18 protein-coding genes and 1 riboswitch are annotated in these 16,866 nt (G+C 75.5%); of the genes, 11 read left to right on the top strand and 7 right to left on the bottom strand.

Features of this window, described 5'->3' with window-relative positions; translation table 11 throughout:
* Nucleotides 1-154: 154 nt before the first annotated feature.
* Nucleotides 155-787, top strand: a complete 633-nt coding sequence (locus tag ACJTNH_RS09615; protein WP_458174996.1) for an alpha/beta hydrolase — start codon at nt 155-157, stop codon at nt 785-787.
* A gap of 28 nt (nt 788-815) precedes the next feature.
* Here the strand turns inward: ACJTNH_RS09615 and ACJTNH_RS09620 are convergent, their stop codons facing one another.
* Nucleotides 816-1,547 (bottom strand): YsnF/AvaK domain-containing protein, encoded by a 732-nt coding sequence (locus tag ACJTNH_RS09620; protein ID WP_458174998.1) that lies wholly within the window; start codon nt 1,545-1,547, stop codon nt 816-818.
* A gap of 101 nt (nt 1,548-1,648) precedes the next feature.
* On the opposite strand from ACJTNH_RS09620, the gene ACJTNH_RS09625 reads away from it, so the two are divergent.
* The 3 genes from ACJTNH_RS09625 to ACJTNH_RS09635 all read left to right on the top strand — a co-directional run bounded on the left by ACJTNH_RS09625 (nt 1,649) and on the right by ACJTNH_RS09635 (nt 5,265).
* Nucleotides 1,649-3,718 carry a HelD family protein gene (locus tag ACJTNH_RS09625; RefSeq protein ID WP_458175000.1) on the top strand — a complete coding sequence of 690 codons (2,070 nt, stop codon included), beginning with the start codon at nt 1,649-1,651 and terminating at the stop codon, nt 3,716-3,718.
* A 22-nt stretch (nt 3,719-3,740) separates the two neighbouring features.
* Entirely contained in the window at nt 3,741-4,595 is an 855-nt protein-coding gene (locus ACJTNH_RS09630; protein WP_458175002.1) for a PPK2 family polyphosphate kinase, read from the top strand.
* Between the two features lie 88 nt (nt 4,596-4,683).
* Complete coding sequence (locus tag ACJTNH_RS09635) at nt 4,684-5,265, top strand: putative glycolipid-binding domain-containing protein (RefSeq protein ID WP_458175004.1); 582 nt, start codon at nt 4,684-4,686, stop codon at nt 5,263-5,265.
* On the opposite strand, the gene ACJTNH_RS09640 is transcribed toward ACJTNH_RS09635, so the two are convergent.
* The 3 genes from ACJTNH_RS09640 to ACJTNH_RS09650 form a co-directional block, all read right to left on the bottom strand.
* Entirely contained in the window at nt 5,256-6,089 is an 834-nt protein-coding gene (locus ACJTNH_RS09640; protein ID WP_458175006.1) for a YhjD/YihY/BrkB family envelope integrity protein, read from the bottom strand. The two genes, ACJTNH_RS09635 and ACJTNH_RS09640, sit on opposite strands and share 10 nt — an antisense overlap.
* A 62-nt stretch (nt 6,090-6,151) precedes the next feature.
* Nucleotides 6,152-7,612 (bottom strand): phytoene desaturase family protein, encoded by a 1,461-nt coding sequence (locus tag ACJTNH_RS09645; protein WP_458175008.1) that lies wholly within the window; start codon nt 7,610-7,612, stop codon nt 6,152-6,154.
* A gap of 87 nt (nt 7,613-7,699) precedes the next feature.
* On the bottom strand, nt 7,700-8,152 hold the full coding sequence (locus ACJTNH_RS09650) for a GNAT family N-acetyltransferase (RefSeq protein ID WP_458175010.1): 453 nt from the start codon (nt 8,150-8,152) through the stop codon (nt 7,700-7,702).
* A gap of 445 nt (nt 8,153-8,597) precedes the next feature.
* A riboswitch (cyclic di-AMP (ydaO/yuaA leader) is annotated at nt 8,598-8,752 on the top strand.
* A gap of 16 nt (nt 8,753-8,768) precedes the next feature.
* Between ACJTNH_RS09650 and ACJTNH_RS09655 the strand changes: the two genes are divergently transcribed.
* The 4 genes from ACJTNH_RS09655 (at nt 8,769) to ACJTNH_RS09670 (ending at nt 12,485) form a co-directional block, all read left to right on the top strand.
* Nucleotides 8,769-9,911, top strand: coding sequence for a C40 family peptidase (locus ACJTNH_RS09655; protein WP_458175012.1), 1,143 nt, complete (start codon nt 8,769-8,771; stop codon nt 9,909-9,911).
* A gap of 170 nt (nt 9,912-10,081) precedes the next feature.
* Complete coding sequence (locus ACJTNH_RS09660; RefSeq protein ID WP_458175014.1) at nt 10,082-10,423, top strand: DUF3817 domain-containing protein; 342 nt, start codon at nt 10,082-10,084, stop codon at nt 10,421-10,423.
* Nucleotides 10,424-10,431: 8 nt separating this feature from the next.
* Nucleotides 10,432-11,757, top strand: coding sequence for a serine hydrolase domain-containing protein (locus ACJTNH_RS09665; protein WP_458175016.1), 1,326 nt, complete (start codon nt 10,432-10,434; stop codon nt 11,755-11,757).
* The gene (locus tag ACJTNH_RS09670; protein WP_458175018.1) at nt 11,757-12,485 is read left to right on the top strand and encodes an aspartate/glutamate racemase family protein; all 729 of its coding nucleotides are present in this window, start codon (nt 11,757-11,759) and stop codon (nt 12,483-12,485) included. Before ACJTNH_RS09665 ends, ACJTNH_RS09670 begins: the two co-directional genes overlap by 1 nt.
* Here the strand turns inward: ACJTNH_RS09670 and ACJTNH_RS09675 are convergent.
* Together ACJTNH_RS09675 and ACJTNH_RS09680 are read right to left on the bottom strand one after the other, a co-directional pair.
* Nucleotides 12,470-13,090, bottom strand: a complete 621-nt coding sequence (locus ACJTNH_RS09675) for a pyridoxamine 5'-phosphate oxidase family protein (RefSeq protein ID WP_458175020.1) — start codon at nt 13,088-13,090, stop codon at nt 12,470-12,472. The two genes, ACJTNH_RS09670 and ACJTNH_RS09675, sit on opposite strands and share 16 nt — an antisense overlap.
* 68 nt (nt 13,091-13,158) lie before the next feature.
* Entirely contained in the window at nt 13,159-13,677 is a 519-nt protein-coding gene (locus ACJTNH_RS09680; protein WP_458175022.1) for a hypothetical protein, read from the bottom strand.
* A 102-nt stretch (nt 13,678-13,779) separates the two neighbouring features.
* Here ACJTNH_RS09680 and ACJTNH_RS09685 point away from each other — a divergent pair, with 102 nt between their 5' ends.
* The gene (locus ACJTNH_RS09685) at nt 13,780-14,022 is read left to right on the top strand and encodes a DUF3253 domain-containing protein (RefSeq protein ID WP_458175114.1); all 243 of its coding nucleotides are present in this window, start codon (nt 13,780-13,782) and stop codon (nt 14,020-14,022) included.
* An 18-nt stretch (nt 14,023-14,040) separates the two neighbouring features.
* Here the strand turns inward: ACJTNH_RS09685 and ACJTNH_RS09690 are convergent, their stop codons facing one another.
* A complete protein-coding gene (locus tag ACJTNH_RS09690) occupies nt 14,041-14,529 on the bottom strand; it encodes an Lrp/AsnC family transcriptional regulator (RefSeq protein WP_458175024.1) in 489 nt (162 codons plus the stop codon).
* A 217-nt stretch (nt 14,530-14,746) separates the two neighbouring features.
* Here ACJTNH_RS09690 and pdhA point away from each other — a divergent pair, with 217 nt between their 5' ends.
* Both pdhA and ACJTNH_RS09700 read left to right on the top strand, forming a co-directional pair.
* Nucleotides 14,747-15,886, top strand: a complete 1,140-nt coding sequence (gene pdhA, locus ACJTNH_RS09695; protein ID WP_458175026.1) for a pyruvate dehydrogenase (acetyl-transferring) E1 component subunit alpha — start codon at nt 14,747-14,749, stop codon at nt 15,884-15,886.
* Entirely contained in the window at nt 15,886-16,866 is a 981-nt protein-coding gene (locus tag ACJTNH_RS09700; RefSeq protein WP_458175028.1) for an alpha-ketoacid dehydrogenase subunit beta, read from the top strand. The genes pdhA and ACJTNH_RS09700 overlap by 1 nt, the downstream gene beginning before the upstream one ends.

Here is a 16,866-nt window from a genome sequence, read left to right on the forward strand (position 1 = left end):
GAGTGAGATGTGCGTCACACGAGGTGAGCGGCCGCCCCCGTGGCCGGGGTCGTGCAGGCAGGCCTCCCCGGGGTAGGGGAGCACCGTGTCCCCCTCCTCGCGCGCCGCGGACGGCCGCCTCGACAGTCGCCCAGGACCACCACGGGCCGGTGCCGTGCCCGGCCCGGGCGTCTCCCGGCTCGACCTGGGGCCGGGCGCGGAGGTGCTGCTCGCCGTCCCGCCGGGTGACCCGGTGCCCCGGCCGCTGCTGGTGTTCTTCCACGGCGCCGGCGGGACGGCGGAGCAGTCGCTGGCCGCCGTCGGGGAGCTGGCCACCGCCCGCGGGGTGCTCGTGCTGGCGCCCACCTCGGCCGGCAGCACCTGGGACCTGATCGCCGGCGGGCTCGAGCGGGACGTCGCCGTGCTGGATGCCGCGCTGGCGGAGGTGTTCGCCACCTGCGCGGTGAGCCGGGTCGCGCTGGCCGGCTTCTCCGACGGTGGCTCCTACGCCCTGTCGATCGGGGTGGCCAACGGCGACCTCGCCGGGGAGGTGCTGGCCTTCTCCCCGGGCTTCGTCTCCTCGCCGGGCCGCTACGGCCGGCCACGGTTCTGGATCAGCCACGGCACCCAGGACCGGGTGCTGCCGGTCGACCGGTGCGGCCGGCGGGTCTCCGCCGAGCTGCTGGCCGACGGCTACGACGTGACGTACGAGGAGTTCACCGGCGGTCACGTGGTCACCCCGGACCTGGTCACCGCCGGTCTGGACTGGTGGCTCGGCGCGCCGGGCACCGGGACGCCCACGGCGTGAGGGCCGGGGGCGCCCCGGGGCACCGGGCTCAGACGGTGTCGGTGGTGGTCAGCTCGACCTGCTCCTTGCGCAGCCGGTCGGAGACGGTGGTCTGCTCGGTGACCCACGAGGTGGCCAGCCGCACCCGCTCGGCCGGCCGCCGCTCGACGGTGACCACCGGCTCGTCGGCGTAGAGGGTGACCCACTCGCTGGTGCTGGTCTCCCGCCGGCCGCCCGGGGCCCCGGCATCGCGGGCGCTGTCGCGGGTGGTCAGCGGCAGGTGCTCGATCCGGGCCCGCTGCCGGGTCACGGTGACCGGCACCATGACCTCCTCGGTGACCTCCTCGATCCGCAGCACGGCGCGGGTCCACGGCTCCACGACCGTGGTCACGTCCAGCTGCTCCTCGGCGCGGGTCATCGCGCCGTCCGTCGCCGCACCGGACGTGGCCGGGGGGCGGGTGCCGGCGTAGTGCGCCCGCAGGGTGGTCTCCTCGGCCGGGGTGAGCCGGTCGGGGCTGGACACGCGGGGCGCGGCCTCGACGGCCGCGGCGGAGACCGGCAGCCGCACCCGCCCGTCGGCGTGGTCGGCGCCGGCGATCGGTGCGATCACCGGCACGTCGTCGGAGTCGGGGTGGGCGTGCAGGCCGGGGGTCAGCCCGACCCAGGTCGGCTGCCCGGTCACGTCGTCCAGGAACACGGCGGTGACCGTGCCCAGGGGCTGCCCGTCCCGGTCGTCGGCGATCGCCCCGATCACCGGGGGCAGAGCGGAGTCACTGGCCATGCCCCTGGATTGATCCGGAACCGGGGGGTCTACACATCTCCGGCGCGTCGGCCGGGAAGTCGGTTGGCCCGGTCGCCGTCCGCGCGTAACGTCCTCCGACCGTGTCTGCTGCCGCTGCCGAGGGAACCCAGACCGCCGCCGACCCCGTCCTCGCCGCCGAGCGCGACCACCTGCTCCGCGCCGCCGACTGCCTCACCCAGATGCGCGCCGCCGCGGTGTCCGTCGCCGACGCCGGCGTCGACGCCTGGGCCTCCGAGCGGCTGGGTGCCGCCCGCGCCGAGCGGCTCCGCTCGCTGGCCCACGACCCCGGTGTGCCGGCGTTCTTCGGCCGCACCGACGGCGCCGCCGGGTCCGGGCCCGACGGGGTGGCGGAGACCTTCCACATCGGACGCCGGCACGTGCGGGACGCCGCGGGTGACCCGGTGGTCATCGACTGGCGGGCGCCGATGAGCCGGCCGTTCTACCAGGCCAGCGCCGCCGAACCGCAGGGGCTGGCCCGCCGCCGCCGGTTCGGCTTCGCCGAGGGCGAGCTGACCAGCTACGAGGACGAGCACCTGGCCGAGGGCGAGGACGACGGCGGCACCGGCGACATCCTGCGGCAGGAGATCGAGCGCCCGCGCAGCGGCCCGATGCGCGACATCGTGGCCACCATCCAGCCCGACCAGGACGACATCGTCCGGGCTCCGCTGACCGAGTCGATCTGCGTGCAGGGCGCCCCGGGCACCGGCAAGACCGCGGTCGGGCTGCACCGGGCCGCCTACCTGCTCTACACCCACGGTGAGCAGCTGGCCCGCACCGGCGTGCTGGTCGTCGGGCCGAACAAGGCCTTCCTCCGCTACATCGAGCAGGTGCTGCCGGCGCTCGGGGAGGTGGAGGTCGACCAGGCGACGGTGGAGAGCCTCACCGCACGGGTCACGGTGCGCGCGCAGGACGCTCCGGAGGTCGCCGTCCTCAAGGGCGACCCGCGGATGGCCGAGGTGCTGCGGCGGGCGCTGTGGAGCGGTGTGCGCAAGCCGGTGGAGTCGGTGCAGGTGACGCTGTCCGGGCGCAAGTACCGCATCGGGGAGGACCGGCTCAAGCGCTTCGTCGACGACCTGCGCCGGGCCGGCACCAGCGGCGTCGACGAGCAGCAGCTGGTGCACTACGCGGCCGGCCGGGAGCGGCTGGCCATGGGCCTGGCCGAGTACGCCCGCCGGCTCAAGGAGGCCGGCGGCGGCAGCCCGACGGACGCCGAGACCCGCCGGTGCGCCCGCAGCGCCGAGGTGCGCGCCTTCTGCGACGCGGTCTGGCCCGCGGTGGACGCCGCCGGCCTGGTGCACGACCTGTTCACCGACCCCGAGCGGCTGGCCCGGGCGGCGCACGGGGTGCTCACCGCGGAGGAGCAGGCGCTGCTGCACTGGCCGAGGCCGCCGCGGTCGGTGCGGGCCGCCCGCTGGACCCCGGCCGACGCGGTGCTGGTCGACGAGGTCGCCGGGATGCTGGAGCGCACCCCCGGCTACGGGCACGTCGTCGTCGACGAGGCGCAGGACCTCTCCCCGATGCAGTGCCGGGCGGTGGCCCGCCGGCTGGCCGCCGGGTCGCTGACGGTGCTCGGCGACCTGGCCCAGGCCACCAGCCCCTGGTCGGTGGCCGACTGGTCGCAGACGCTGACCGCCCTGGGCCGGCCGGACACGACCGTGCGGCCGCTCACCCGCGGCTACCGGGTGCCCGGCGAGGTGCTCGACTTCGCCAACCGCCTGCTGCCCTCGCTCGCCCCCGGCCTGGGCCAGGCCACCGCGGTGCGCCGTGAGCCCGGCTCGCTGCGGCTGCGGCCGGTCGCGCTGCTCGCCGAGCCGCTGGTCGAGGTGGTCCGGGAACTGGCCGCGGGGGAGGGCTCGACCGGCGTCGTCTGCGCCGACGCCGCCGTGGCCGAGGTGGTCGACCTGCTCGTCGGCGCCGGCCTGGACGTCGCCGCGCTCACCGACGACGGCGCGGAGACCACCCGCGTCTCGGTGGTGCCCGCGACCCTGGCCAAGGGGCTGGAGTTCGACGCCGTCGTGGTGGTGGAGCCCGCCGCGATCGTCGCCGCCGAGCCGCGCGGGCTGCACCGGCTCTACGTCGTCCTCACCCGGGCGGTCAGCACCCTGGTCGTGCTGCACCGGGAGGAGCTGCCGGCCCAGCTCGCCGGCTGAGGCAGGTCCCTAGGCTGCGGGGATGGCCGACTCCCTGCGCACAGCGCTGCGCGCACCCGCTGCCCCGGTCTCCCTCGCCGACGCCGACCCGCGGGCGACGCCGATGGCCCCCGGCGACAAGGAGCGCACCAAGGAGGTCGCGGCGGCCGAGGGGCGGCGGCTGGCCGAGCTGCAGGAACGGCTGTACGCCGAGGGGGTCACCGGCGGACGGCGGCGCGTGCTGCTGGTGCTGCAGGGGATGGACACCAGCGGCAAGGGCGGCGTCGTGCGGCACGTGGTCGGCGCCGTCCAGCCCCAGGGCGTCGCGGTGACCGGCTTCAAGCAGCCCACGCCGGAGGAGCTGAGGCACGGGTTCCTGTGGCGGGTGCGCCGGGCGGTGCCCGGGCCGGGGATGCTCGGCGTCTTCGACCGGTCGCACTACGAGGACGTGCTGGTCGGCCGGGTGCGCGAGCTGGCCACCCCCGCGGTGATCGAGCGGCGCTACCGGGACATCGTGCGGTTCGAGCAGCAGCTGACCGACGACGGGGTCACCCTGGTCAAGGTCTTCCTGCACCTGTCGCCGTGGGAGCAGAAGCAGCGGCTGCTGGCCCGGCTCGACGACTCGGCCAAGCGGTGGAAGTTCCAGCCCTCCGACCTCGACGACCGCGCGCTGTGGCCGGCCTACCAGCGCGCCTACGAGACGGTGCTCGACCGCACGAGCACCGACACCGCCCCCTGGTACGTCGTGCCGGCCGACCGCAAGTGGTACCGCAACTGGGCGGTGGGCCGGCTGCTGCTGGAGACCGTGGAGGAGCTGGACCCGCGGCTGCCCGAGCCCACCTGGGACGTCGCCGAGCAGCGGGACCGGCTGATCGAGGAGCACCCGGTCACCGGCTGACCGCCGCCCGGCGGTGTGCCCCGCGGCACCACCGGGTAGCCCAGCGCACCGAGCGGGCCTCCCGCCGACCCGAGGACGGGACGTACGCGTGACCTTCGCCGAGCTGCCGTACGCCGCCGCGTGGCGCCACCACCAGGCGCGCACCGGCTTTGAGGTCGTGCACTTCCGCCGGACGCCGGGCGGTGTCCAGGTCGCCGGCTGCACCACCGCCGTGCAGGACGGTGTGCCGTGGACGGTGGAGTACCTGCTCGACCTGGACGCCGGCTGGGCCACCCGCCGCGCCGCGATCGCCGGGCGCTCGCCGGCCGGGCCCCGCAGCACCGTGCTGGAGGCGGTCGGGGACGCGCGGTGGCTGGTCGACGGGCTGCCGGCCCCCGACCTGGACGGCTGCCAGGACGTCGACCTGGAGTGCTCGGTGATGACCAACGCGCTGCCGGTGCACCGGCTGGGCCTGGCGGTCGGCCGCCGCGCGTCGGCCCCGGCGGCGTTCGTGCGGGCCGTGGGCCTGGGCGTCGACCGGCTCGAGCAGTCCTACACCCGGCTGCACGACGACGGCCCGCACCAGCAGTACCACTACAAGTCCCCGGCCTCCGACTTCAGCTGCCAGCTGGTGTTCGACCCGGCGGGGCTGGTGCTCGAGTACCCCGGCATCGCCGTGCGTCAGCTCTGAAACGGCGTCCCGCGGGTGATCCGCTCGTCCAGCGCCTGGGTGGCCAGCCAGCCGAAGAGCACCACGAACTGCAGCAGGAACAGCCAGAAGCCGACCGCGACCACCCCGCCGACCACGGTCAGGCCGCCGAACGGCGCGCCCAGGTCGATCGGCAGGGCGAGGAACAGCACGAAGCCCTGCAGGAAGCCCGACAGCGAGGCGGCGGTGAACAGGGCGCCGGCGACCGCCGCCCGCCAGCGCAGCCGGCCGGCGGCCACCACACGGAAGGTCCAGACCAGCGGCAGGGTGAGGGCGAACAGCACCGCGTAGTAGCCGGCCGCGAACCCGCCGAGCGCCGACGCGAACCCGGGTGTGGCGGCCAGCCGGGCGAGCAGGTCGGCGACCAGCAGCAGCGGGTACATCAGCAGCGGGGCCAGCAGGAGCATGGGCAGCGCCAGCAGCCGCCCGCGCCAGGCGGTGAACCGGTCGTGCTCGGGGCTGAACCGCAGCAGCGCCCGCCGCAGGCCCTCCCCGTAGAGCGAGATGGGCAGCAGGGTCAGCAACGCCTCGACCGGGCTGAGGTCGGTGCCGGCGGCGGCCAGCCGGTCCACCGCGTCCGGGGCGCCCAGCTGGGCGGGCAGCACCTCGGTCAGCCGGTCGGTCAGCCGGTGCACGGTGTCGGCGCCGGCGACCCAGCTGGTCAGCCCGAGCGACAGCACCAGCGCCGGGACGACGGCGATCCCGGCGTAGAAGGTCAGCCCCGCGGCGATGAGCGCGGTGTCCCGGCTGCGCAGCCGAGCCCGCATCGCGCCCAGCAGGCCGCGCGCCTCCCTCGCCACCTGCACCGTGTCAGGTGACCACGGCCTCGCCGCGCGTGCCCGTCGGCGGCGCGGCGCGTCGACGGTGTTCAGCGGTGACCGAGCAGGTGCTGGGCGGCGGCGAAGCCGCCCAGGCCGCTGACCGCGCCACCGCGCACGGTGCCGCCGGAGGAGGCGGCCACGACCCGGGGGTGCGCCGTCGCCACGCCCCAGGTGCCGGCCTGGGCCGGGTCGAGCGCGACCGGCCAGGAGAGGTCGCCGTGGAAGATGTGCCCGCCGGGCATGGCCAGTGACGCCTCGACGTCCAGCGGTGAGGACGCCTGCAGGCACGGCCGCCCGTCGGCATCCAGTGCCAGGCAGTCGGCCAGCGGCTCGGTCAGGTGCGCATCGAGCTGGGCGACGACCCGCCGCACGGCCTCCGCCCGGGTGCCCGCCGGGTCGGCGGCGTAGAGCTCGGCCGGGGTGTGCAGCCCGAACAGGGTCAGGGTGTGCAGGCCGGTGCCGCCGACGATCGAGGGGTCGGTCAGCGAGTGGCAGTACACCTCGAACGGGACGACGTCGGGCAGCCGCCCGGCGGCGGCCTGGGCGTACGCGGCATCGATCCGGCCGGCGCCCTCGTCGACGTGCACGGTGCCGCCGAACACCCGGTGCGGGTCGGCGCCCGACCGCAACCCGGGCAGCCGGCGCAGCACCATGTTCACCTTCAGCTGCGACCCCGATGGGCGGACCTGCGCCGGTGACCCGAGCAGCTCGTCCAGCACCGTGGGGGCGGCGCCGCCCACCACGTGGCCGGCGTCGACGGCGTGCGCCGTCCCGTCGTCGTCGGTCCAGTGCACGGTGACGCCGTCGGGCCGGGTGTCGAGGGCGGTGACGGTGGCCCGGGTGACCAGCGAGGCGCCGGCGGAACGGGCGGCGTCGGCGAGGGCGCCGCTGACCGCGCCCATCCCGCCGACGGGCACCCGCCAGCGGCCGGTGCCGTTGCCGACCAGGTGGTACAGGAAGCAGCGGCCGGCCAGGCCGTCGGCGGCGTGCACGTCGGCGAAGGTGCCGATCAGCCCGTCGGTGAGCGCGATGCCCCGTACGTCGTCGTCGGTGAGGTGGTCGGCGACCACGTCGGCCAGCGGCCGCTGCCGCAGGTCGTGCCAGAGCGCCGGGTCGCGCAGCCGGGCGGTGAGCTCCGCCTCCGTGGGCAGCGGCTCGGTCAACGTCGGGGCGAGGTCCTCGGCCAGGGTGGTGAGCCGGCCGTAGAAGCGCTGCCAGCCGGCGAGCTCGGCGTCCGAGCCGGTCAGCGCCCGGAAGGAGGCCGCCGTCTCCGGCCCCTCGTCCCGCTCCACCAGCAGCCCGCCCGGGCGGCCGCCGCGCAGCAGCGGGGTGAAGGACGCGACCGGGCGGTCGAGCAGCCGGATCGGCAGCCGGAGGTCGGCGACGATGCGGTCGGGCAGCAGGCTGACCAGGTAGGAGTACGCGGAGAGCCGGACGTCGACCCCCGGGAAGACCTGCTCGCTGACCGCGGCACCACCGAGGCCGGCCCGCCGCTCGAGCACCAGCACCGACCAGCCGGCCCGGGCGAGGTAGGCCGCGGCGGTCAGGCCGTTGTGGCCCCCCCACGACGACGGCGTCGTACCGCGTCGCGGTGGTCACGCCAGCTCCCGGGCGAAGCAGAGCGAGAACGGGTCGTCCACGTGGTGGCCGAACGCCGGCACCGGCCGGTAGCCGGCTGCGGTGTAGAGCCCGACGGCCTCCGGCTGCCGCGGCCCGGTCTCCAGCAGCACGGTGGTCCAGCCGCGGGCCACCGCCTCGGCCTCCAGCGCGGTGAGCAGCAGCCGGGAGACCCCACGGCCGCGGGCCGCGGGGACGACGTACATCCGCTTCAGCTCGGCGGTGCCCGCCTCGAGGGGCCGCAGCGCGCCGCAGCCGATCGGCGTCCCGTCGTCGTCGCGGGCGAGCAGGACGACGGCCACGTCGGCGGCGGACGGCGGCACCCCCGGCTCGCCCGCCCCGTCGTAGCGGGCGCGCAGCTCGACCTGCTGGGCGGCGGTCAGCGACGCGACGGCGGGGTCGTCCCAGGTGGTGGTGGCGAGGGTCGGCACGGGGTCATCCTGGCCCGCCGGCGTCGAGTCGCGTCGGCCTCGGCAGTTTCGTGGGGGTGTGTCCATCCCGTCGGCGCACCGCGCGGTGCACCGGTGGACGGTCAGCGCGGCGGTTGCGGAGCGTCACCGGGTGGACGCCAACGACCGGTCGACGCCGCCGCGCTGGACGTCTCGACCCCCTCCTGACCAGCACTCCGAGCGACCAGGTCAGGACGCGTGTCGGACCGTCGACCCGGCCACCGGGCAGGGAGTCGTGGTCCGGTACGGCCAGCGGGTCGGCGCGTCTGTCACGCTCGGTGAGCGTGTTGCAGCACACGCCGGGAGTTTCTCCACAAATTGCGTTCAGCCGTTTGTCACGAGCCCATAACGCACGTACGGTCACCAGCGGTCCTGACGGGCAACGCAGTCGCCCACCCGGGTGACGACCGACAGGGCCGCCGCCGAACCACACGGCTCGCCGCAACACTCGCGGGCTCGTGGACCGGGGACCCACCGCAGCACTGGGGTGAAGCTCCTCGTGACCCGAACCGGGTCCGAGGTGCCGGGCGTCTTCCCGCCCGAACCCGTCAGCTAACTCGGTAGGCGGCAGGTGGAAGAAAGGACACACCCGCCGAACATGGCGAGTACGCACACCTCTGCTCGGCGTGGCCGCTCCGGCCGCCGGGTGCTGTTCACCGTCGTCGCCGCCAGCGGCGTCGCCCTCTCCCCGCTTCCCGCGCTCGCCGCTCCCGAAACCCCGGAGACCTCCCAGGAGGCCGCCGCCCTCATCGCCGAGCGGGGTCACGACCTCGAGGTCGTCACCGAGGAGCTGCACGCCGCCAGTGACGAGCTGACCGCTCAGCAGGACGCCGCCGCGAAGGCCGCCGCCGAACTGGAGGCCGCCGAGGCCGCCGTCGCCGAGGCCCGCGACCACGTGCGCCAGGTCGCCCGCAGCGCCTTCACCGGCGAGCAGCTCACCTCGCTGCAGGCCATGCTGACCAGCGAGTCCGCCGAGCAGATGCTCGAGCGGATGGGCACGCTCGACAGCATCGCCGGGCACAACAACGAGATCCTGGGCGACGCGCAGCAGGCCACCGTCGTCGCCGACGAGGCCAAGGCCGCCGCCGAGAAGGCCGCCGCCGACGCCAAGGCGCTCGTCGACGAGGTCGCCGCGCGGCAGGCCGACCTGAACGCCCAGATCGCCGAGTACCAGGCCGAGTACGACCGCCTCTCCGCCGAGGAGCGCGAGCGGGCCCGCATCCTGGCCGAGCAGCACGCCGCCGCGGTCGCCGCGGCTGCGGCCGAGCGCAACGCCTCGCAGTCGGCCTCGCGGGCCGACCGCCCGTCCTCCTCCGCGTCGGCCTCCGCGTCGTCGTCGTCCTCGTCGGCCCCCGCCCCGGCGGCCTCCACGCCGGTCGTGGCCGGCAGCGGCGCCGCGGCCACCGCGGTCAGCGTCGCGATGGCGCAGCGCGGCAAGCCCTACGTGTGGGGCGCCACCGGCCCGGGCTCCTACGACTGCTCCGGCCTGGTCAAGTACGCCTACGCCGCCGCCGGGGTCAACCTCCCGCGCAGCAGCAGCCAGCAGGCCACCGTCGGCCGGGCCGTCTCCCGGTCCGAGCTGCAGCCGGGCGACATCATCGCCTTCTACTCGCCGGTCAGCCACGTCGGCATCTACATCGGCAACGGCCAGATGGTCCACGCGCCGACGTCGGGTGACGTGGTCAAGGTCGCCAGCATCGACGTGATGGGCAGCATCACCGCGATGCGCCGGGTCGGCTGACACCCGCACCACCCGCGACACCCACCGGGCCCCGGCCGCCGTCAGGCGACCGGGGCCCGGTGCGTCCCGGTCGGGCCGGTGGTGACGATCACGCGGGCGGCTGCGCCGGCGCGTCGTCCCGCCGGGCACGATGAGCAGCAGCCCACCGGCCCGACACCCCGAGGAGCACCGTGCCCCCCGCCCTGACCGATCCGCGCACCGTCGCCCGTGCCTTCCGGGCCGTCGCCATCGCCGAGGCGGTGTCCTGGGTGCTCCTGCTGGCCGGCATGTTCGTCAAGTACGTCCCGGAGACCACCGAGCTCGGCGTGCAGATCGCCGGTCCGGTGCACGGCGCGGTGTTCGTCGGCTACGTGCTGGTGACCCTGCTGGCCTGGCGGGTGCTCCGCTGGACGCCGCTCACCGGTCTGCTGGCCCTGGCCGCCTCCGTGCCGCCCCTGGTCACCATCTGGTTCGAGCGCTGGGCGCACCGCACCGGCCGGCTGCCGGTGGACACCGCCGAGCCGGTCCGCTGAGCCGCGCCGTGGCCGAGCCGGTGCTCCCCACCACCGCCCGCACGCTGCTCGCCCGCACCGCCCGGGTGCAGCGCGACAGCCGGGCACCCAGCCTGGTCGCCGGCGTCGTCCGGGACGGCGGCCTGGCCTGGTCGGCCGGCCGCGGCGACGTCGCCGAGCCGCACACCGACGTCCAGTACCGGCTCGGCTCGATCAGCAAGACGGTCACCGCGGTCGTGGTGATGCGGCTGCGCGACGAGGGGCGACTCGGCCTCGACGACCCGCTCGAGCGGCACGTCCCCGGCACGCCGCTGGGCGACCGCACCATCGGCCAGCTGCTCGCCCACCTGGCCGGCGCGACCTCCGAGAGCCCCGGCGGCTGGTGGGAGCGGGTGCCCGGTGGGTCGCTGGCCGACCTGCAGCTCACCGGCGCCGACGTCGTCCTCGGCGCGGCCCGGCGGTTCCACTACTCCAACCTGGGCTTCGGTCTGCTCGGTGAGCTGGTCGCCCGGCACCGGGCGCGGTCGTGGGAGGACGTCGTCCGGGACGAGGTGCTCGGCCCGCTCGGCATGACCCGCACGACCCCCCGGCCCAGCGGGCGGGCGGCGCAGGGGTCGGCGGTGCACCCCTGGGCCGACGTGGTGCTGCCCGAGCCCGAGCACGACGCCGGGGTGATGGCCGCCGCCGGGCAGCTCTGGGCCACGCTGACCGACCTGGCCGGGTTCGCCGCCTTCCTGCTCGGCGACACCGGTGACGTGCTCTCGCCGGCCACGCTCGAGGAGATGACGGTGCCGGCCGGGGTCGACCCGTCGGTGCCCGGCTGGTCGGCGTACGGGCTGGGCCTGCAGGTGCTCCGGGTCGACGGGCACACGCTCGTCGGTCACGGCGGCTCGATGCCCGGGTTCCTGGCCGGGGTGTTCGTCGACCGGGCCGAGCAGCTCGGCGCGGTGAGCCTGGCGAACACCACGAGCGGGCTCGAGCCGCTGGTGCCGGGCCTGCTCTCCGACGTCCGGTCCGCCGAGCCCCGCGTCGTCGAGGCGTGGACGCCGTCCGCGCCGCCGGTCCCGCTCGAGGTGCTGGGCGTCTGGTTCTGGGGCCCCGCACCGCACGTGCTGCGGGCCCAGCCGGGTGGGCTGCTGCACCTGGGGCCGCTGCCCGGCCGGGCCGGGCGGGCCAGCCGGTTCGCCGCACGCGAGGACGGCACCTGGGTCGGGCTCGACGGCTACTACGCCGGGGAGACCCTGCGGATCGCCCCCGACCACCTGGACCTGGCGACGTTCGTGTTCACCCGCACGCCGTACGACCCCGGAGCCCCCGTGCCGGGAGGGGTGGACGAGGGCGGCTGGCAGGCGTGATGCTGTCGCCCGTGCGACGGCAGCGGGTGATCGGGATGCTCGGCGGGATGAGCTGGGAGTCCAGCGCGGAGTACTACCGACTGGTCAACGAACTGGTGCGGGAACGGCTGGGCGGGCTGCACTCGGCCCGGTGCCTGCTGGCCTCGCTGGACTTCGCCGAGGTGGAGCGGCTGCAGGTCGCCGGTGAGTGGGCGCAGGCCGGCGAGCTGCTGGCCGACGCCGCCCGCGGGCTCGAGGCCGCCGGTGCCGAGCTGCTGCTGTGCACCAACACCATGCACAAGGTCGCCGACCAGGTGCAGGACGCCGTGGGCATCCCGCTGCTGCACCTGGGCGACGCCACGGCGGCTGCGGTGACCGCCGCCGGTCTCGACACCGTGGGGCTGCTGGGCACCGCCTTCACCATGGAGCAGGACTTCTACCGCGACCGGTTCGCCGGGCACGGGCTGCGGGTGCTGGTTCCGCCGGCCGACGACCGGGCCCTGGTGCACCGGGTCATCTACGACGAGCTGTGCCTTGGCGTCGTCCGGGAGGAGTCCCGGGCCGCCTACCGCGAGGTCATCCGGCGGCTGGTCGACGCCGGGGCGCAGGGCGTGGTGCTGGGCTGTACCGAGATCGAGCTGCTGATCGGCCAGCAGGACAGCCCGGTGCCGGTCTTCCCGACCACCCGGCTGCACGCGGAGGCCGCGGTCACCGCGGCGCTGGCCGCAGCCGATCAGACGGTCGGGTAGAGGCCGGCGGCGTACTGCTCGCCGTAGTACCTCTCCAGCTCGGCCAGCGGGGTGGCGGCCGCCTCCTGCGCGTGCGCGATCTCGGCCCGGGTGGGCAGGCCGCCGGCGTCCCAGGTGGCCGGGTCCCAGAGCTGGGACCGCATGAACGCCTTGGCGCAGTGGAAGAAGACCGACTCGATCTCCACCACCATCGCCAGCAGCGGCCGGTTGCCCCGCACCACCATCCGGTCCAGCAGGTCCGCGTCGCGCACCAGCCGGGCCCGGCCCTGCACCCGGAGCGTGTCGGTGCGGCCGGGGACCAGGTGGATCAGCCCGACGTGCGGGTTGCTCAGCACGTTGCGGAAGCCGTCGGCCCGGCGGTTGCCGGCCCGCTCGGGCAGCGCGATCGTCCGGTCGTCGAGGACGACGGTGAACCCGGGTGGGTCGCCCTTGGGGGAGACGTCGCAGCTGCCGTCGGCGGACGACGTCGCCACCAGGCAGAAGGGTGAGGCAGCCAGCCACCGGCGGTCGACCTCGTCGAGCGACGGACGGTCCTTGGTCGCGGCCCGGGGCAGCGGCTCACCGATCAGCTCGCGGAGCTCGGCCTCGGTGGTGATCTCGTCCACCCGGCCAGTCTGGCCCCCGGCTGCGGCGGAGGCGTCCTGCTGGGCGTGCTCGCAGCCGGGGTGTCCCGTCAGAGCCGGTCGAAGGCGTCCATCGTCGTCTTCACGACCGCGGCGTAGGCGATGTGCGGCACCAGGTCGCTCAGCCAGGAGCTCGCCGACCAGGTGCGCGGGTCGGTGATGCCCAGGGCGGTCATCGGCCCGTTGGCGGCGACCAGCACCCCGCCGGCGATCAGGGCGGTGCCCACGGCGGGCCGGGACCGGAAGCCGGCGGCGCGGGCCACGCCGACGGCGACGCCCGTCCCGACGCCGGCGAACAGGCCGGTCAGCGGGCCGAGTCCGGAGACCCGGTTCTGCCGGGTCTCCTCGTCGCCGGGGATCTGCACGTGCGCCTTGTCGGCCAGCGCCTCGACGGTCTGCTCCGGCGTCGAGCTGCTGCCCCGCCCGCGCACCACCATGTCCAGGTAGGTGACCGCGTTCAGCGCCGTCGTGCCGGCCGCGCCGGCCGCCGCGCCGCGCAGCACCCAGCCCACCGAGCTGATCCCGCGGCGGCCCGTGCCCATGGTCCCGATCGCTGTCCGCTTCGCCATGCGCGCGCCCCTACCCGGGCCGTGTCGCGGACCAAACGGCCCCCGCCCGCACCTCCGGGCGCGCGAGTGCCGCCCGGCGCCCATCCTGAGCGGGTGGACGACATGGGCCCGGTGCTCGAGCGCACCCTCGGGGCGCTGCTGGACCAGCGGCGCCCCGGCACCTCGATCTGCCCGTCGGAGGCCGCCCGCGCCGTCGACCCCGAGGGGTGGCGGGAGCTGATGCCCGCCGCGCGTGCCGCCGCCGGCCGGCTGGCCGCGGCCGGCGACGTGCAGGTCACCCAGCGCGGCGAGGTCGTCGACGTGGCGACGGCGCGCGGGCCGGTGCGGGTGCGGCGTCCGCGCTGAGCGCACCGGGGCGGTCGGTCAGTCCTCGGTCGGCCGGGCGGTGCCCGCGGCGCGCTCCAGCAGCGGGGTCATCCGGTGGTCGACGAAGCGGCGCAGCGCGAGGTTGGTGTCGGTGCGCTGCACCCCCGGGATGGCCAGCACCTGCTCGGTGATCCGCCACAGGTCGTCGGCGTCCCGGGCGACCACCTGGACCAGCAGGTCGGCCACGCCGGACAGGCCGATGACCTCCAGCACCTCGGGGATCGCGGCCAGCGCGTCACCGACGTCGGCCAGGCTGCGCTGCACCACCTGCACGGTCACGTAGGCGCCCAGCCGGTAGCCCAGCGCCTCTGGGCGGACCCGCCGCTCGAAGGGGTCGAGCACCCCGCCGGCCTCCAGTCGGGCCAGTCGTGACTGCACCGTGTTGCGGGCCAGCCCCAGCTGCTGGGAGAGCGCGAGCACGGTGGCCCGCGGGTCCGCCGACAGGGCGAGCAGCAGCCGGGCGTCGGTGGCGTCCAGTGCGGGCACGTTGCTCAGTCTGACATGCGAGGACGTCCTACTACTGGTCATGGTGCTCACCACGTGGGCAGGGTGTTGCGCAGATCGGCCGCGCAGTGATCTGCTCCACAGCAGCGCACCGGCGTGCCACCATGTGTGAGTGGCGCCACACCCCGGTGCCGCACAGGACGTCCAACGACGGGCGCTCCGGTGACCCCGGGCTCCGCGAGACGGCGAGGAGAGTGGCGTGACGGCGTTGCAGCAGACCACCGAGGTGGTCGACCCCGTACCCGGGGCCGGCGCTCCCCACCTGCCCGGCCAGCCGGAGCTGGTGCAGTTGCTGACCCCGGAGGGTGAGCGGGTCGAGCACCCCGACTACGCGCTCGACGTCTCCGACGACGAGCTGCGCGCGCTCTACCGCGACCTGGCCCTGGTCCGCCGCTGGGACGTCGAGGCCACCGCGCTGCAGCGGCAGGGCGAGCTCGGCATCTGGGCCTCGCTGCTGGGCCAGGAGGCCGCCCAGGTGGGCGCCGGCCGGGCGCTCGCCCCCGACGACATGGCCTTCCCGACCTACCGCGAGCACGGCGTCGCCTGGACCCGCGGCGTCGACCCGCTGCACGTGATCAGCCTGTTCCGCGGCGTCGACCAGGGCGGCTGGGACCCGGTGGAGCGGAACTTCAACCTGTACACCGTCGTCATCGGCGCGCAGACCCTGCACGCCACCGGCTACGCGATGGGCCTGCAGCGTGACGGCGCGGAGAGCGCGGCGCTCGCCTTCCTCGGTGACGGCGCGACCAGCCAGGGCGAGGTCAACGAGGCGATGATCTGGGCGGCCACCTTCGCCGCGCCCGTCGTCTTCTTCTGCCAGAACAACCAGTACGCGATCAGCGTCCCGATCGAGCGCCAGTCCCGGGTGCCGCTGTACCAGCGCGCCGCGGGGTTCGGCTTCCCCGGTGTGCGGGTCGACGGCAACGACGTCCTCGCCGTCCTGGCCGTCACCCGGGCGGCGCTGGCCGCCGCCCGCGAGGGCTCCGGCCCCACGTTCATCGAGGCGTTCACCTACCGGATGGGCGCGCACACCACCTCCGACGACCCGACCCGCTACCGGCTGGCCAGCGAGCTGGAGGAGTGGAAGCTGCGCGACCCGATCGCCCGGCTCAAGGCCCACCTGTCCCGCGCCGGCATCGCCGACGCCGACTTCTTCGCCGGGGTCGACGCCGAGGGCGACGAGCTGGCCGCCCGAATCCGGCAGGGCACGCTGGAGATGCCCGACCCGGCCGGCACCGAGATCTTCGACCACGTCTACGCCGAGCAGACCCCCGAGCTGGCCCGCCAGCGCGAGGAGTTCGTGGCCTACCACGCGTCCTTCGAGGGAGGCGAGCACTGATGGCCACCGAGACGCTGACCATCGGCAAGGCGCTCAACCTGGGCCTGCGCAAGGCCATGGAGGACGACGCCAAGGTCGTGCTCATGGGCGAGGACATCGGCAAGCTCGGCGGGGTCTTCCGGATCACCGACGGCCTGCAGAAGGACTTCGGCGAGGCCCGCGTCGTCGACACCCCGCTGGCCGAGGCCGGCATCCTCGGCACCGCCGTCGGGCTGGCGATGCGCGGCTACCGGCCGGTCTGCGAGATCCAGTTCGACGGGTTCGTCTTCCCCGCCTACAACCAGATCGTCACCCAGGTCGCCAAGATCCACGCCCGCTCCCGCGGCGCGCTGCCGATGCCGATCGTCATCCGGATCCCCTTCGGTGGCGGCATCGGCGCGGTCGAGCACCACAGCGAGAGCCCGGAGGCGTACTTCGCGCACACCGCCGGCCTCAAGGTGGTCGCGGTCAGCACCCCGGCCGACGCCTACTGGGGCATCCAGCAGGCCATCGCCGCCCCCGACCCGATCGTCTTCCTGGAGCCCAAGCGCCGGTACTGGGAGAAGGGCGCCGTCGACACCGACGCCACCCCCGACCCGCTGTTCGGCTCCCGCGTGGTCCGTGGCGGCGACGACGTCACCGTGCTGGCCTACGGCCCGATGGTGAAGACGTCCCTGCAGGCCGCCGAGGCCGCCGCCGAGGAGGGGCGCTCGCTGGAGGTCATCGACCTGCGCACCCTCTCCCCGCTCGACCTCGACCCGGTGTTCGACTCGGTGCGCCGCACCGGCCGGTGCGTCGTCGTCCACGAGGCGCCGGTGACCCTGGGCCTGGGCGCGGAGATCGCCGCCCGGGTGACCGAGACGTGCTTCCACTCCCTCGAGGCGCCGGTGCTGCGGGTGGGCGGGTACGACACCCCGTACCCGCCGTCGAAGCTGGAGGAGGAGTACCTCCCCGACCTCGACCGCGTGCTCGACGCCGTCGACCGATCGCTGGGGTTCTGA

This window comes from Modestobacter lacusdianchii, from assembly GCF_054177765.1.

What these genes read in the sequence shown, in the direction of transcription:
- ACJTNH_RS09620 (WP_458174998.1), bottom strand. Translation starts at nt 1,547, where the DNA reads ATGGCCAGTGACTCCGCTCTGCCCCCGGTGATCGGGGCGATCGCCGAC.
- ACJTNH_RS09685 (WP_458175114.1), top strand. Translation starts at nt 13,780, where the DNA reads ATGGGCCCGGTGCTCGAGCGCACCCTCGGGGCGCTGCTGGACCAGCGG.
- ACJTNH_RS09670 (WP_458175018.1), top strand. Translation starts at nt 11,757, where the DNA reads ATGCTGTCGCCCGTGCGACGGCAGCGGGTGATCGGGATGCTCGGCGGG.
- ACJTNH_RS09700 (WP_458175028.1), top strand. Translation starts at nt 15,886, where the DNA reads ATGGCCACCGAGACGCTGACCATCGGCAAGGCGCTCAACCTGGGCCTG.
- ACJTNH_RS09630 (WP_458175002.1), top strand. Translation starts at nt 3,741, where the DNA reads ATGGCCGACTCCCTGCGCACAGCGCTGCGCGCACCCGCTGCCCCGGTC.
- ACJTNH_RS09655 (WP_458175012.1), top strand. Translation starts at nt 8,769, where the DNA reads ATGGCGAGTACGCACACCTCTGCTCGGCGTGGCCGCTCCGGCCGCCGG.
- ACJTNH_RS09680 (WP_458175022.1), bottom strand. Translation starts at nt 13,677, where the DNA reads ATGGCGAAGCGGACAGCGATCGGGACCATGGGCACGGGCCGCCGCGGG.